This is a genomic window from Burkholderia sp. JP2-270, from assembly GCF_003233675.1.
Classification (GTDB): Bacteria; Pseudomonadota; Gammaproteobacteria; order Burkholderiales; family Burkholderiaceae; genus Burkholderia; species Burkholderia pyrrocinia_C.
Genome location: NZ_CP029826.1, coordinates 305,396 through 319,016 on the forward strand (window position 1 = coordinate 305,396; position 13,621 = coordinate 319,016).

Sequence of the window (13,621 nt, forward strand, 5' to 3'; positions counted from 1 at the left end):
ACCCGCTCGACGACGCGGGCGACTGTCAAGGACCTACTGCTCGGCCGCGGGCACCAGCATGCCGCGCGGAATCAACGCAATCAGCACGCAGCTGACCAGCAGGCAAGCGCCCAGTGCATAAGTACCGTTGTTGATGTTGCCGGTCATTTCCTTTGCGATGCCGGTGATCATCGAGCCCGTGAAACCGGACAGGTTGCCCACCGAGTTGATCAGCGCAATGCCGGCGGCCGCGGCCGTGCCGGACAGAATCTGGCCGGGGAAGGTCCAGTAGATCGGCATCAGCGCCAGGATGCCGCAGGTGGCGATGGTCAGGAACACGATCGACAGCGCCACGTTCTGCGCGCATGCCGCGCTCATGATCAGGCCGACGCCGCCGATCAGCGCGGGAATCGCTGCATGCAGGCGGCGTTCGCCCGTCTTGCGCGAGTGCGATGCGTTCCACACCATCGCGAAAATTGCCGTCAGGTACGGAATGGCAGTAAGCAGGCCGATATAGAGCGGACTCCGCACGCCAGACGCGCGAATGATCGACGGCAGCCAGAAGGCCAGCCCGTAGAAGCCTGTATTGAACGTGAGAAGGATAAAGGTAAGCAGCCAGACACGCGGGCTGCGCAACGCGGCACCGACGCTGTGCGACTTGTGCGCGGCCTCGGATTCGAGATTGCGCGACAGCACTGCCTTTTCCTGGTCGGACAGCCACTTCGCCGACCGTGGGCCGTCGCCGAGGCAAGCCAGCACGATGAACGCCACCACGATCGACGGCAAACCTTCGAGCAGCAGCATCCATTGCCAACCGCTCATGCCTGACAGGCCGTGCGTCTGCTCCATCAGCCAGCCGGAAACCACGCTGCCCAGCGTCAGGCTCAGCGGGATCGCCACCAGGAAGCCCGACATGGCCACGCTCTGGCGACGCGCCGGAAACCAGTAGTTCATGTACAGGATGACGCCCGGGAAAAAGCCGGCTTCACACAGACCCAACAGGAAGCGCAGCGTGTAGAACATGGTGGGCGTCTGCACGTGGAAGAACTGCGCGAGCGGCACGATGAAGGCCATCGACGACGACACGATGCCCCATGTGATCATGATCCGCGCGATCCAGAAGCGTGCGCCGTACCGGTGCAGCAGCAGGTTGCTGGGCATCTCGAACAGGAAATAACCCCAGAAGAACACGCTGGCGCCGAACGCATAGACGCTGTCGCTCAGGCTCAGGTCATCGAGCATCTGCAGCTTGGCGAAGCCCACGTTGACGCGGTCCAGATAGGCCACGACGTAGCAGAGCAGCAGCAATGGCAGGATGCGCCGCATGACCTTGCGGTAGAGGGCGTCTTCGGACGAATCGGCCGCGGCCGGCGCGGCAGCGGTCTGCGTGATGGTTGGCATCGGATTGTCTCCTGATTGTGTAGGTCTTCTTCGTACCGGCGAGCTCGCCGGCTCGCCGATGTTACCGATACCATCCGGTGATAAAAAAAACCGTCGACAGGACGACGGGAGCAACCGGCGCTCTGATACCGGTAACAGATTTGAAGGTAGCATGCGACGACAGGCGAGTTCAAGTGCCGACGAACAAGTGGTTTCCCTAGTGCGGGCGTCGACGCAATGGGCGCGCAGCGGGCGGCCTGCACGGTACGCCGCACCGGTATGATGTAGCCTTTCCTGTTTCCCTGATCGCGATTCCGATGCCCAGTCCCACCGCCGTCCGGCCTGCCGGACCGCCCCGCATGTCCGACGTAGCCCGCCTGGCCGGCGTATCGAAGATGACCGTGTCGCGCGTGCTTGCCGGCCACAGCGTGGCAGCCGAGACGCGCGAACGGGTCTGCAAGGCCATCGACCAGCTCGGCTACGTGGCCGATGCTGCCGCAGGTGCGCTGTCGTCGGGGCGGTCGGAATTTGTCGCGGTGCTGGTGCCGTCGCTGTCGAGCTCCAACTTCTCCGACACCGTGCGCGGCCTGACCGATGCGCTCGAACCGCATGGCCTGCAACTGCTGCTCGGCGACACCGACTACGACCTCGAACGTGAAGAACGGCTGGTGCGCTCCATGCTGCGTCACCAACCGCGCTGCATCGCGCTGACGGGTGCGCAGCACACCGATGCGACGCGCAAGGTGCTGCAGCGCTCGGCCATTCCCGTGGTCGAGATGTGGGACCTCCCCACGCATCCTATCGACACCGCCGTGGGCTTCTCCAACGTGCGCGCCGCGCGTGCGATGGTGCGGCACCTTGCCGGGCAAGGTTACCGGCGCATCGGCTTTCTCGGCGGTGCCAGCGAGCTGGACCGCCGCGGCCTGGACCGGCTTAAGGGGTATCAGTCGGAGATCAAGGCACTGGGACTGTGCGAGCCGCGCGTCGTGCGGCTCGGTGAATCGCCGATCACCATGAGCCACGGCGGCCCTGCCATGGCAGCACTGCTGGAGATGTGGCCGGACACCGACGCGGCGATGTGCGTGAGCGACATGTCGGCGTTCGGCGCGATCATGGAATGCCACCGGCGCGGACTGTCCGTGCCGGCAGACATGGCCGTGGCCGGCTTCGGGAACTTCGAAGTGGCGACATGCTGCCACCCGACCATCACCACGGTGTCGGTCGACGCCTACGGCATCGGCCTGCGCACGGGCGAGGCCTTGCTGGCGGCGCTGCAAGCGCGTGACGACGGCGAACGGATCGAATCGCAACGCTTCCGCATCGACTACACGATCGTCGCGCGGGAAAGCGCCTGACGGGCTGAAGGCCAGGTTTGCCGCCCTTTATGAGACTGGTCGCGCGTCGAGGCGCGACTGCGTAGCGGCTCGCACCCTCATCCCCCCAACTCGCACGCAAAATCCCCTTTCGCAACGCAAAATCTCCGTGCTAACATCCGCTCGAATGTTACCGGTAACTATCCGGCAAAAAAACTGAACGAAGAACCATGCGGAGACAGCCCACCATGTCACAAACCCCTCGCCGCCTACGCAGCCAGGAATGGTTCGACGACCCTGCCCATGCGGACATGACCGCGCTCTATGTCGAGCGCTTCATGAACTACGGGCTGACGCGTGAGGAGCTGCAGTCGGGCCGTCCCATCATCGGCATCGCGCAGACGGGCAGCGACCTGGCACCGTGCAACCGCCACCACATCGAACTGGCCGAGCGCACCAAGGCGGGTATCCGCGACATGGGCGGCATTCCGATGGAATTCCCCGTGCATCCGCTGGCCGAGCAGAGCCGCCGGCCCACGGCCGCGCTCGACCGAAACCTGGCCTACCTGGGGCTGGTCGAGGTGTTGCACGGCTTTCCGCTGGACGGTGTGGTCCTGACCACCGGCTGCGACAAAACCACCCCCGCCTGCCTGATGGCCGCGGCCACCGTGGACATGCCCGCCATCGTGCTGTCGGGTGGACCGATGCTCGACGGCTGGCACGAAGGCAAGCGCGTCGGTTCGGGCACGGTGATCTGGCACGCCCGCAACCTGCTGGCTGCCGGCGATATCGACTACGAAGGCTTCATGAAGCTGACCACGGCATCGTCGCCGTCGATCGGACACTGCAACACCATGGGCACGGCGCTGTCGATGAACAGTCTGGCCGAGGCGCTGGGCATGTCGCTGCCGGGCTGCGCGAGCATTCCGGCCGCCTACCGCGAGCGCGGCCAGATGGCTTACGCCACCGGCAAGCGCGCTGTCGAGCTCGTTCGCGAAGACATGCGCCCATCGAAGATCATGACGCGCGCGGCGTTCGAGAATGCCATCGTCGTCGCCTCCGCGCTCGGCGCGTCGACCAACTGCCCGCCGCACCTGATCGCCATTGCGCGCCACATGGGCGTGGAACTGAGCCTGGACGACTGGCAGCGCTTGGGTGAAGCCGTGCCGCTGCTCGTCAACTGCATGCCGGCCGGCGAATACCTCGGGGAGAGCTTCCACCGCGCCGGCGGCGTGCCTGCGGTGCTGCGTCAACTCGATGCGGCCGGCCTGCTGCAGCGCGACTGCCTGACCGTGTCCGGTCGCGCGATCGGCGAGATCGCCGACACGGCGCAAGATGCCGACCGCGACGTGATCCGCACGCCCGAAGACCCGCTCAAGCATGGTGCCGGCTTCATGGTGCTGTCAGGCAACTTCTTCGACAGCGCCATCATGAAGATGTCGGTGGTGGGCGAAGCCTTCCGCCAGACCTACCTTGTCGAGCCGGGCGCGGAAAATACCTTCGAGGCACGCGCCATCGTCTTCGATGGCCCCGAGGACTACCACGCCCGTATCGACGACCCTCGGCTGCAAATCGACGAACGCTGCATCCTGGTGATCCGCGGCTGCGGTACGGTCGGCTACCCGGGCAGTTCGGAAGTCGTCAACATGGCACCGCCCGCGGACCTGGTGAAGCGTGGCGTGACGTCGCTGCCATGCATGGGCGATGGACGCCAGAGCGGCACGTCGGCCAGCCCGTCGATCCTGAACATGTCGCCGGAAGCGGCGGTTGGCGGCGGCCTGGCCCTGCTGCGCACGAACGACCGCGTCCGCGTGGACCTGAATCGCCGCAGCGTCGACGTGCTCGTCGATGAAGACGAACTCGCGCGCCGCCGCGAGACTGCAAGCTTCGCCGTGCCGCAGGCACAAACGCCCTGGCAAGAACTCTATCGCCAGTTCGTGGGCCAGTTGTCCACCGGCGGCTGCCTCGAACCGGCCACGCTTTACCTGAAGGTAATCGAGCAGCGCGGTAATCCGCGCCATTCGCACTGACTCAACCGCCCACGACTCTTGCCGAGCTGACCATGCGTACTCTTTCCGTTTCCGACTGCCTGCCGCACGACCTTGCGCAGGCCCTGCTGATCGGCCGCGTCTGGCGGCACGATGGTGCCCACGCGGGCCCGAGCGTCGTCGCCGTGCGCGGCGGCGAGATGTTCGACATCACGCACACCGTGCCGACCACCGCGGACCTGTTCGACCGTCCCGACGCAGTCGCAATCGCGGGCACCGCCCCCGGCGAATCGCTCGGCCGCGTCGAGCTCCTGCTGCAGGCGGCGCTGGACGGCACGCCCGGTGCCATTCACCTGCTCGCCCCATGCGATGTGCAGGCCATCAAGGCTTGCGGCGTCACCTTTGCCGTCAGCCTGATTGAACGCGTCATCGAAGAACAGGCCGGCGGCGATCCCGCCAAAGCGAGGGACGTGCGCGAAACCATGGCCGCGACCATCGGCACCGACCTGTCGAAGATCGTTCCCGGTTCTGAAGCCGCCATGCGCCTGAAGGCGGAACTCGAGCGCCGCGGCGCGTGGTCGCAATACATGGAAGTCGGAATCGGCCCGGATGCCGAGGTGTTCTCCAAGTCGCAGCCGATGTCGGCAGTGGGCTTCGGCGCGGACGTGGGTCTGCTGCCGGTGTCGGTGTGGAACAACCCGGAACCGGAGATCGTGCTGGCCGTCAGCTGCGACGGCAGGCCGGTAGGCGCCACGCTCGGCAATGACGTGAACTTGCGCGACATCGAAGGCCGCTCGGCGCTGCTCCTCGGCAAATGCAAGGACAACAACGGCTCGTGCGCGATCGGCCCGTTCGTGCGGCTATTCGACGACCGCTTCACGCTGGACAGCATGCGGCAGGCCAGCGTGTCGCTGCGCGTCGAAGGCGCGGATGACGGCTTCGTCCTCGACGGCATCAGCCACATGCGCGAGATCAGCCGCGACCCGGCCGACCTCGTCGCGCAGACCTGCGGCGCGCATCACCAGTATCCCGACGGTTTCATGCTGTTCCTGGGCACGATGTTCTCGCCGATCCAGGATCGCGACGCACCCGGCGGCGGATTCACTCACCACCTGGGCGACCGCGTCACCATCTCCACGCCCTTGCTCGGCGCACTCGTCAACACCGTGCGGCTTTCCACGGAGATCTCGCCATGGACTTTCGGCGTGCGTGCCCTGTACGCCAACCTGGCCGCACGCGGCCTGCTCGATGCGTGAGGCCATTCATGGACGATCCAGCCGACCTCGGAACGCTCCGGACGTGGGCTCGGCGTGTCGTGGTAAGCGATCGCAGCACCGGCAAGCGTACTGATCGCCATCGGCGACTCGGGAGATCGTGGTTGCGACTGTTGATGTGGCGCGGACACTACCGGCCGAATGCAGGCAGCGACTCGCACGAGGAGTGACGAGACGTCGGCCCCGGAATATCGATCGCCACCAGACAACGAAGACCGATCCGACATGGCGCGCACGATGACAGCCTCGTGCGCAGAACGATTCCGCCCATCCGACTTAAATGCGCTGTGGAGGCGCACTGGCAAAGAATTCCGTCGCGCGGCGCAGTCGCGCGGGAACGAATCGCCGTTTCGGCCAGATGAGACTGACATCCCTGACCTCGCTGATGAATTCAACTAGTCGACGTGGAGCGAGAATATGACTTTCATCATGCGCCAGCGTTTCGTACAGTACAGACTCGAGCCCGTTCCCGTGATCCCTGCCAGGAGACAACCGTGTCTGCCAGTTTGCTTGCCGAATCATTCGACCTCGAAGGTGCATTCAGCGACGTGTCGGAATACTGGTCGCCCAAAGTCGTCGCACAGGTCAACGATCAATACGTGAAGGTTGCGAAAGTACGCGGACAGCTCGTCTGGCACGATCATGCGCACGAAGACGAACTGTTCTTCGTCGTGCGCGGTCACCTCAAGATCGAATATGAAGGCGGCCGTGTCGTCGATCTGCCCGCGGGTTCGATGCACGTGGTGCCGAGAGGCACGCTGCACAATCCGGTCGCTGACGACGAATGCTGGATCGTCCTGATCGAACCCGTGCAGACGAAGCACACCGGCGACGTCGAGTCTCCGCTGACACGGACGATCGACGAGCAGTTGCGTGAGCGCTGAGTTCATCCGTCGGCTTCGACCGATCCCGCCCAAGCCGGCATGTCGTTGCCGAACCCGTGCCGGGGCCCCGATACCCGCGAAACGTCAGGCCGAAACCGCCGTGCTGCCCGCGCCCTGCTCGCGCGCCGGTGCGGCCCGCCGCCCTGTCGCCGAGGCCGGCGCGCCGCTCGGTCGAGCCGCATTCGGCCGGTCGACGTAATCGCGCGGCGTGCGCCCGAGCACCCTTCTGAAATGGCGGCACAGATGGCTCTGGTCGAAGAACCCGACCTCGGTCGCGACGACAGACGGCGGCAACCCGGCACGCAGCAGGTCCTGCGCGCGCCGCACCCGCACGAGGCACAGATAGCGATGCGGCGACACGCCCAGCTCGCTGCGAAAGCGCGCGGCAAAACGCGACACGCTCAGCCCGGCGACCGCCGCGAGCGCCTCGATGCTCAACGGCTGCGCGTACGACGTCTCGATGATGCGCAGCGCGCCGCCGACGGCGCGCGACACCGGCTGGGCAACGCCGAACGGGCGGATCGCTTCATGATCGATCGCGTGATGAAAAACGTCTCCCATGCGAGGCTCCGTCAGGTCGTCGCGTGCGTCGCGTCGGCCGGCATCGCGAAGCGCCCGATCGCGAACGGCTCGATCGGCGTGCTCGTCGCGCCCGTGTCGATCAGCTCCGCCATCGTGTCGCCGACGCCCGGGCCGAGCTGGAAGCCATGCCCGCAGAAGCCGAACGCGTAATACAGCCCGTCGACCTTCGCGCTGCGTCCCATGATCGGCCGGTCGTCCGGCATATAGCCTTCGACACCGCTCCATACGCGAATGATGTTCAGCCGCGTCAGCGCCGGTGCGACACGCGCGAGCTGCGTGAACTGCAGCAGCGTGCTCTCGGGCAGCACCTTCGCGCGCCGTTCGTCGAGATGGGCCGGCGCGCGCGCGCAGCCGCCGATCACGATGTTGCCGCGCTCGACCTGCCGGAAGTACACGACTTCCTCGATATGCGGCGACGATACGCCGACGGACGGCAGGATCGAATACGGGACGGGCTCCGTCACGCACATCTGCGGCCCGTTGACCGCGATCGGCACCGGCTCGCCGAACTGCGTGCTGAGCTGGTTGCCCCACGCGCCGGCCGTCACGAGCAGTTTCGGCGCGCAGAACACGCGGCCGTCGGCGCTCGTCGCGCGGAACGTGTCGCCGTCCTTCTCGACGGTCGCGATCGCGGTGTTCTCCTCGATCCGCGCACCCGCGCGCGCCGCCGCGCGACCGAACGCCGGGGCAGCGAGGCGCGGGTTCGCGTGGCCGTCCAGCGCCGAATGGGACGCGCTCAGCACCTCGGGGCCGAGAAACGGAAACTTCGCGCGCATCGCCGCGCCGCGATACAGGTCGAGCTTCAGCCCGTATTGCGCGGCATCGCGCGCATAGGCTTCGAACATGTCGTCCTGCTCCTGCCGGTAGCACACGCGAACGTGCCCGACCTGCAGGAATTCGGCACTGTGCCCGATCAGCTCGGGCATTCGGTTCCAGATCTCGCGGGAACGGTTCGCCAGCGGCAGTTGCGGCAGGTAACGGCCCTGGCGGCGCACGTTGCCGAAATTGACGCCGCTTGCCTGCTGCCCGATCAGCCCGCGTTCGAGCAGGATCACCGAGCGGCCGCGCCGGCGCAGGAAAAACGCGGCCGCGGCGCCCATGAAGCCGCCGCCCACGATCACGACATCCGCATCGGCCCGCATCACTCGTCCCCCTTCATCGTCACGGCTTCGTCACGCGGCGCGGGCGGCTCGCCCGCCGCACGCAGCGCGACCGGCAGCGGCTTTACGGGCGCCTGCCCGCGCAGGCGGCCGACCGCCTCGAGCGGCACGCCGGCCGCGGCGGCGATCACCTCGGCCCCCGCGTGGCCGCAGTAGCGGCCCTGGCAGCGCCCCATCCCGACGCGGCTGAACGCCTTCGCGCGATTCGCGTCGCATGCGCCTTCGTCGCGAATCACGCGGCGCAGCTCGCCGACACTCACGCCTTCGCAGCGGCACAGGATCGTGTCGTCAGACAGCGTCGCGGCCTGTTGCGCGGGCCACGGAAACGCCTGCGCAAGCCCCGCGCGGAAACGGTCCATCTTCGTGCGTTCACGCTGCAGCGCGACGACCACGCGCGCGTCGACCGGCCGACCGAGATCCGTCAGCAGCGCGAGCGCCGCGAGGCGGCCCGCCGCTTCCGCGCCGTCCGCGCCGAGCACGCGCGCGCCGTCGCCGGCCAGATAGACGCCCGCGACCGAGCTGCGCCCCATGTCGTCGAGCTGCGGCAGCCATTGCCGTGTGTCGCCGTCGAAGCGGAACGCACAGCCGGCCAGATCCGCGAGCTGCGTCTCGGCGCGCAGGTGGTAGCCCAGTGCGACCGCGTCGCATGCGATGCGTGCGACGGCGCCGCCGGCGCTGCGAAAGCTGACGGCCGACACGCCCTGCGCGGGATCGCCGTGAATCTCGAGCGGCTCGATGCCGTGCTCGATGCGCACGCCGGCACGCTTCAGCGCACGCGTGAGCGCGATGCCCTTCGCGAGCACGTCGGGCCGCGCGAGCAGCTTCGGCAGCGCGCGCAGCCGGTTCGCGGCGGGCGACGTGTCGAGCACCGCCGCGACCTTTGCGCCGGCCTGCACGTACTGGTTCGCGACCAGATACAGCAGCGGGCCCGAGCCCATGAACACGACGTTCGCGCCGATCGCGCACGCCTGCGCCTTCAGCGCGATCTGCGAAGCGCCGAGGCTGTAGGTGCCCGCGTACTGCCAGCCCTTGACGGGCATCAGCCGGTCGGTCGCGCCCGGGCACAGCACCAGCGCGTCGTACGGGCGGCGCACCGACACGCCGTCGTGCGCGGTGTAGAGTGCGCCGTCGGACATGTTCCAGGCCAGCGTGTCGGGCGCGTAGTCCAGCGACGCGCGCAGGCGCTCGAACGTGTCGTGCAGGTCTTTCGCGCGCGCGGCCTCGGTACCGTACAGCTTGTCGTACGGGCGCGAGAACGTGTCGGGCTGACGCCGGTAGATCTGGCCGCCGTCGCGCCGGCCTTCGTCGATCACGAGCGGCCGCACGCCGGCTTCCACCAGCGTCTGCGCGCAGCGCACGCCGGCCGGCCCGGCGCCGACGACGATTACGCGAGGTTCGACCATTGCGGCTCCGGTTGGCGGGTGACGATGTCGAGGCCCGTCTGCACGACGGTCGTGCACGCGCGCAGGCGCTCGCCGTCGGCGGTCCAGACCCAGCAGTCCTGACACGCGCCCATCAGGCAGAAACCGGCCCGCGCCTCGGGTCCGAACTCGGACTGCCGCACGTGGCCGGTCTGCGTCAGCATCGCGACGAGCAGCGTATCGCCTTCGAGCCCGTTCACCGTGCGACCGTCGACGCGGAACGCGACCGGACGGCGACCGGTTTCGGCGAGACGAACGAATCGCCCTGTCATATCCAACCCTCCTGTCGCGCGAGCGCGCCGCCCACCGGCCGGCTCGTCGCGCTTCTTCTCATCGTTTTCATCGTTCAGTGCAGGATGTCCTGCAGCCGGTAATACGCGCCGACGAACGGCAGGAACCACGCGTGCCCGAAATGGCCCGGCATCGCCGGCCAGTCGAGCTCGCGCCACGGATTCGACGCGGCCGCGCCATACATCACGTCGGCCATCACGCGGCCCATGTGCACCGACATCTGCACGCCGTGGCCGCTGTAGCCCATCGAGTAATACACGCCTTCGTGCTGGCCCGCACGCGGCAGGCGGTCGGCGGTGATATCGACGAGGCCGCCCCAGCAATAGTCGAGCCGCACATTCGCGAGCGCCGGGAAATACGCGGCCATGCCGGCGCGCAGGATGTCGCCGCTTTTCGCATCGGAGCGCGGGCTCGACATCGCGAAGCGCGCGCGGCCGCCGAACAGCAGCCGGTTATCGGGCGTCACGCGGAAGTAGTTGCCGATATGGCGCGACGTCACGTACGCGCGGCGATGCGGCAGCAGCCGGTTCAGCTGGTCGTCGGGCAGCGGCTCGGTGACCACGATGAAACTGCCGACCGGCGCGATGCGCCGCCGGAACCACGCGAACGGGCCGTGCTGCGATGCGCCCGTGGCGACCAGCACGCGATCGGCCACGATCGTGCCGCGCGTGCTGGTGATCGCGTGACGCTCGCCATCGAGCCGCTCGAGCTGCGTGACGGCCGCATGCTCATAGATGCGCGCGCCGGCCCGCGCCGCGGCTTGCGCGAGCCCGACGCCGAACTTGCCCATGTGCATCTGCGCGCCGTTGCGCTGCAGCAGGCCACCGTGGAAGCCGTCGGAGCCGACCTCGTCGCGAATCCGCGCCGGCTCGATCAGTTCGATATCCGGATCGACGTCGCGCCGCAATGCGTCGAAGGTCTTCGCGAGCCCCGCGAAATGCTGCGGCTTCGCGGCAAGCTTCAGCTTGCCGGCGCGCCGGAAATCGCAGTCGATCGCGTGTTCGGCGACGATCGTTTCGACGGTTCGCACCGCGCTCTCGTACGCGCGATAGAACTGCTTCGCCTGCGCGGCGCCGAGTCGCGCGGCGAGCGATGCGTAGTCTTGCGCGACGCCGGTGTTGCATTGCCCGCCGTTGCGGCCGGATGCCTCGGCCGCAACCTGTGCGGCTTCGAGCACCACGACCGACACGCCGCGCTGCGCGAGCGCCAGCGCCGCCGACAACCCGGTAAAACCGCCGCCGATCACGACCACGTCGGCACGCCCTTCGACGGGGCCTTCGCTGCCGGCGCGAAAGTCGGGGCGGGTATCCAGCCAGTACGATTCGAATTTCATCGGATCCTTCGTGAGCAATCGGGCGCCGCGCATGACGCGCATGCGGAGCGCCGGCCCGCCTGTCGCCGCAGGTTCGCGACCGGGCGATGGCCGCCCGGTGAATACCATTTAAGCATCGTCAAAAAGCGCAGTTGCCGCGTATTGACGCACCGCGCGCGCATCATCCGCTGTTTTGCCGGGCCGCGGCAGCACACCATGCTCAAGCCGCGCGCGGCAGCCTGCGCGCGCCGATCGAGCGTCGTCCGATCCGGTCATGGAACGCGCCGGCGTCATTCGTCACGCCCCCACTCTTGAAGCGCAGGTTCGCCTCGTAGGCATAGCGGCCGAGGTCGGCCACATGCACGCCTGCCGCGAGCCCGTACTTGTCGTGCGCGACGAGCGTGAGCGCTTCGTCCTCGTCGTCGAACGTCCGAACCGTCAATACCGGCCCGAAGATTTCATCGCGCAAGGCGGGTGACTGGGTCGTCACGTCGGTCAGGATCGTCGGCGCATAAAACGCGTCATCGCCGGTGAGCGCGACGCGTGTGCCGCCGAGTTCGAGCGTGACTGACTTCGTGCCCGACTGCACGCATGCAGCCATGGTCGCCGCAGCGTTGTCAAGTTGAAGTGCCGGAGGCGCAAGCGTGCCGGGGGATCGGCCGTTACCCGGCAAGCGGCCTGAGTCCGGATGACGCCATACTGCGCAGCGAATCGTCTGAGGATTTCCGGCGCGCGAGAAACGCGCCCGGCGCGCGGTATTCCGTCGCGTGCAAGACATTGACGTGACAACGCCGCTTTGACATCGATCACGATTCTTATAGCATTCCTGGCACGCATTGCATTGAAATCAAGGCCGCCTTTACGAAACGCCGGCTTCCATGTTTTCCGGCCGGCCCCAGGGCGCGATTACGGTTCTGATGGACGTCAACGGCTGCCGCCGGGTGCGCGGCCGTGACCTACAACATCGCTTGACTGATTAGCCCGTACAGCCCGCATGCCGGATCGAGCGCACCGTCGTGTGCTGCGGCGAGCGCATTGCGAACCATCTTCGAGCAGGTGTCCACTCGCTTCAATCCCTGAGCGCCGAGCCAGTCCGGCAAACTCGTTCCCGAAGGTACGTCGATGCGAACGAACTCGTTCTCCAATCCGCTCATCCAATAGCCGATCAGGGCCCTCGCACGCGCGTCGTCGGTCGAACGCCGTGCGACCACCGGGCCGATCAAGTAACCGCGGCCGAAGTGGCGCAGCACGGAAAATCCGACGATTTCGCCGTCGCGCTCGAGCACGACGCTTTCCCCGCGCTTCAACAATGCCGACAAAAGCGCATCGCGCTCGAGGCCGGAAGCGCGCGCGTCCAGTTCGACGAGGCAACGCAAATCGGCAGGCGTCCCGGCCCGCAGTCTCTCGCCATCGAGCAGTGCAACCGCGGCAGGCTGACTCACGTTCCCTTGATATTGGTCCAGCGATCCGCACACGTTGAAACCGAGCTTTTCGTAGAGTGGCAAGCCCGCCGGCGTCGCATGCAGGAACGTGATGCGCGGCCCCAGTTCTTCGAGGAGCGCCTCCATCAGCTCGCGGCCGATACCTCTGCCCTGGTGCGCGGACGACACGATGACGTGCCCGATGGAAGCGCGGTCCGCGCCGAACTTCCAGCACATCGCCGTACCAATGACCACACCGCGTTCCTCGGCCACGAACGCGATCGACGTGTCGGCGGAAAACTGCCAGTCTTCCAGCCTGAAGGGCCAGCGAAGCGCCATGGACAGAGCGTGGGCCGCGGGTATATCGGCCGCGGTGAACCTTCGATAGCGAAGCTCCGCCGTCGAGCGAGAATCGTTCGTCACGTGTTCCTGTTTCATCAAGCAATCCTTCCAAATGGCACCGTTCCGCAACCGGGTGCGCTCGACGGCGCGAGCCGGTCTCACCGGATATTCGACGAGACGGCATCTACGCCCGTGCTTTCTTGGCACACGCATCGTACCGGCATGTTCATTGAATAGAATATAGAAAATAATACATTCGTTATGCTTAACACCC

12 protein-coding genes are annotated in these 13,621 nt (G+C 66.9%); 4 read left to right on the forward strand and 8 right to left on the reverse strand.

All coding sequences use genetic code 11. From position 1 onward, the window contains the following. Nucleotides 1–33 precede the first annotated feature (33 nt). Nucleotides 34–1,380, reverse strand: coding sequence for an MFS transporter (locus tag DM992_RS34035; protein ID WP_111020680.1), 1,347 nt, complete (start codon nt 1,378–1,380; stop codon nt 34–36). A gap of 296 nt (nt 1,381–1,676) precedes the next feature. Here DM992_RS34035 and DM992_RS34040 point away from each other — a divergent pair, with 296 nt between their 5' ends. The 4 genes from DM992_RS34040 to DM992_RS34055 all read left to right on the forward strand — a co-directional run bounded on the left by DM992_RS34040 (nt 1,677) and on the right by DM992_RS34055 (nt 6,818). After that, nucleotides 1,677–2,714, forward strand: a complete 1,038-nt coding sequence (locus tag DM992_RS34040) for a LacI family DNA-binding transcriptional regulator (RefSeq protein ID WP_111020681.1) — start codon at nt 1,677–1,679, stop codon at nt 2,712–2,714. A 206-nt stretch (nt 2,715–2,920) separates the two neighbouring features. Then, nucleotides 2,921–4,702, forward strand: coding sequence for an IlvD/Edd family dehydratase (locus DM992_RS34045; protein WP_111020682.1), 1,782 nt, complete (start codon nt 2,921–2,923; stop codon nt 4,700–4,702). Nucleotides 4,703–4,734: 32 nt separating this feature from the next. Next, the gene (locus tag DM992_RS34050) at nt 4,735–5,916 is read left to right on the forward strand and encodes a fumarylacetoacetate hydrolase family protein (protein ID WP_111020683.1); all 1,182 of its coding nucleotides are present in this window, start codon (nt 4,735–4,737) and stop codon (nt 5,914–5,916) included. 512 nt (nt 5,917–6,428) lie between these two features. After that, entirely contained in the window at nt 6,429–6,818 is a 390-nt protein-coding gene (locus DM992_RS34055; protein WP_111020684.1) for a cupin domain-containing protein, read from the forward strand. Nucleotides 6,819–6,902: 84 nt separating this feature from the next. Here DM992_RS34055 and DM992_RS34060 read toward each other — a convergent pair whose 3' ends face one another. From DM992_RS34060 to DM992_RS34090, 7 genes are all read right to left on the reverse strand, one after another. Continuing rightward, nucleotides 6,903–7,379 (reverse strand): AraC family transcriptional regulator, encoded by a 477-nt coding sequence (locus tag DM992_RS34060; RefSeq protein ID WP_111020685.1) that lies wholly within the window; start codon nt 7,377–7,379, stop codon nt 6,903–6,905. An 11-nt stretch (nt 7,380–7,390) separates the two neighbouring features. Then, entirely contained in the window at nt 7,391–8,542 is a 1,152-nt protein-coding gene (locus DM992_RS34065) for an FAD-binding oxidoreductase (protein ID WP_204356204.1), read from the reverse strand. Next, on the reverse strand, nt 8,542–9,963 hold the full coding sequence (locus DM992_RS34070; protein ID WP_111020687.1) for an FAD/NAD(P)-binding oxidoreductase: 1,422 nt from the start codon (nt 9,961–9,963) through the stop codon (nt 8,542–8,544). Before DM992_RS34070 ends, DM992_RS34065 begins: the two co-directional genes overlap by 1 nt. Continuing rightward, nucleotides 9,945–10,253, reverse strand: a complete 309-nt coding sequence (locus DM992_RS34075) for a (2Fe-2S)-binding protein (protein ID WP_111020688.1) — start codon at nt 10,251–10,253, stop codon at nt 9,945–9,947. Before DM992_RS34075 ends, DM992_RS34070 begins: the two co-directional genes overlap by 19 nt. Nucleotides 10,254–10,327: 74 nt before the next feature. Next, nucleotides 10,328–11,605, reverse strand: coding sequence for an FAD-binding oxidoreductase (locus DM992_RS34080; RefSeq protein WP_111021589.1), 1,278 nt, complete (start codon nt 11,603–11,605; stop codon nt 10,328–10,330). A gap of 199 nt (nt 11,606–11,804) precedes the next feature. Next, on the reverse strand, nt 11,805–12,362 hold the full coding sequence (locus DM992_RS43100; protein WP_239511519.1) for an aldehyde dehydrogenase family protein: 558 nt from the start codon (nt 12,360–12,362) through the stop codon (nt 11,805–11,807). A gap of 178 nt (nt 12,363–12,540) precedes the next feature. Further along, on the reverse strand, nt 12,541–13,443 hold the full coding sequence (locus tag DM992_RS34090) for a GNAT family N-acetyltransferase (RefSeq protein WP_111020689.1): 903 nt from the start codon (nt 13,441–13,443) through the stop codon (nt 12,541–12,543). Nucleotides 13,444–13,621: the final 178 nt, after the last annotated feature.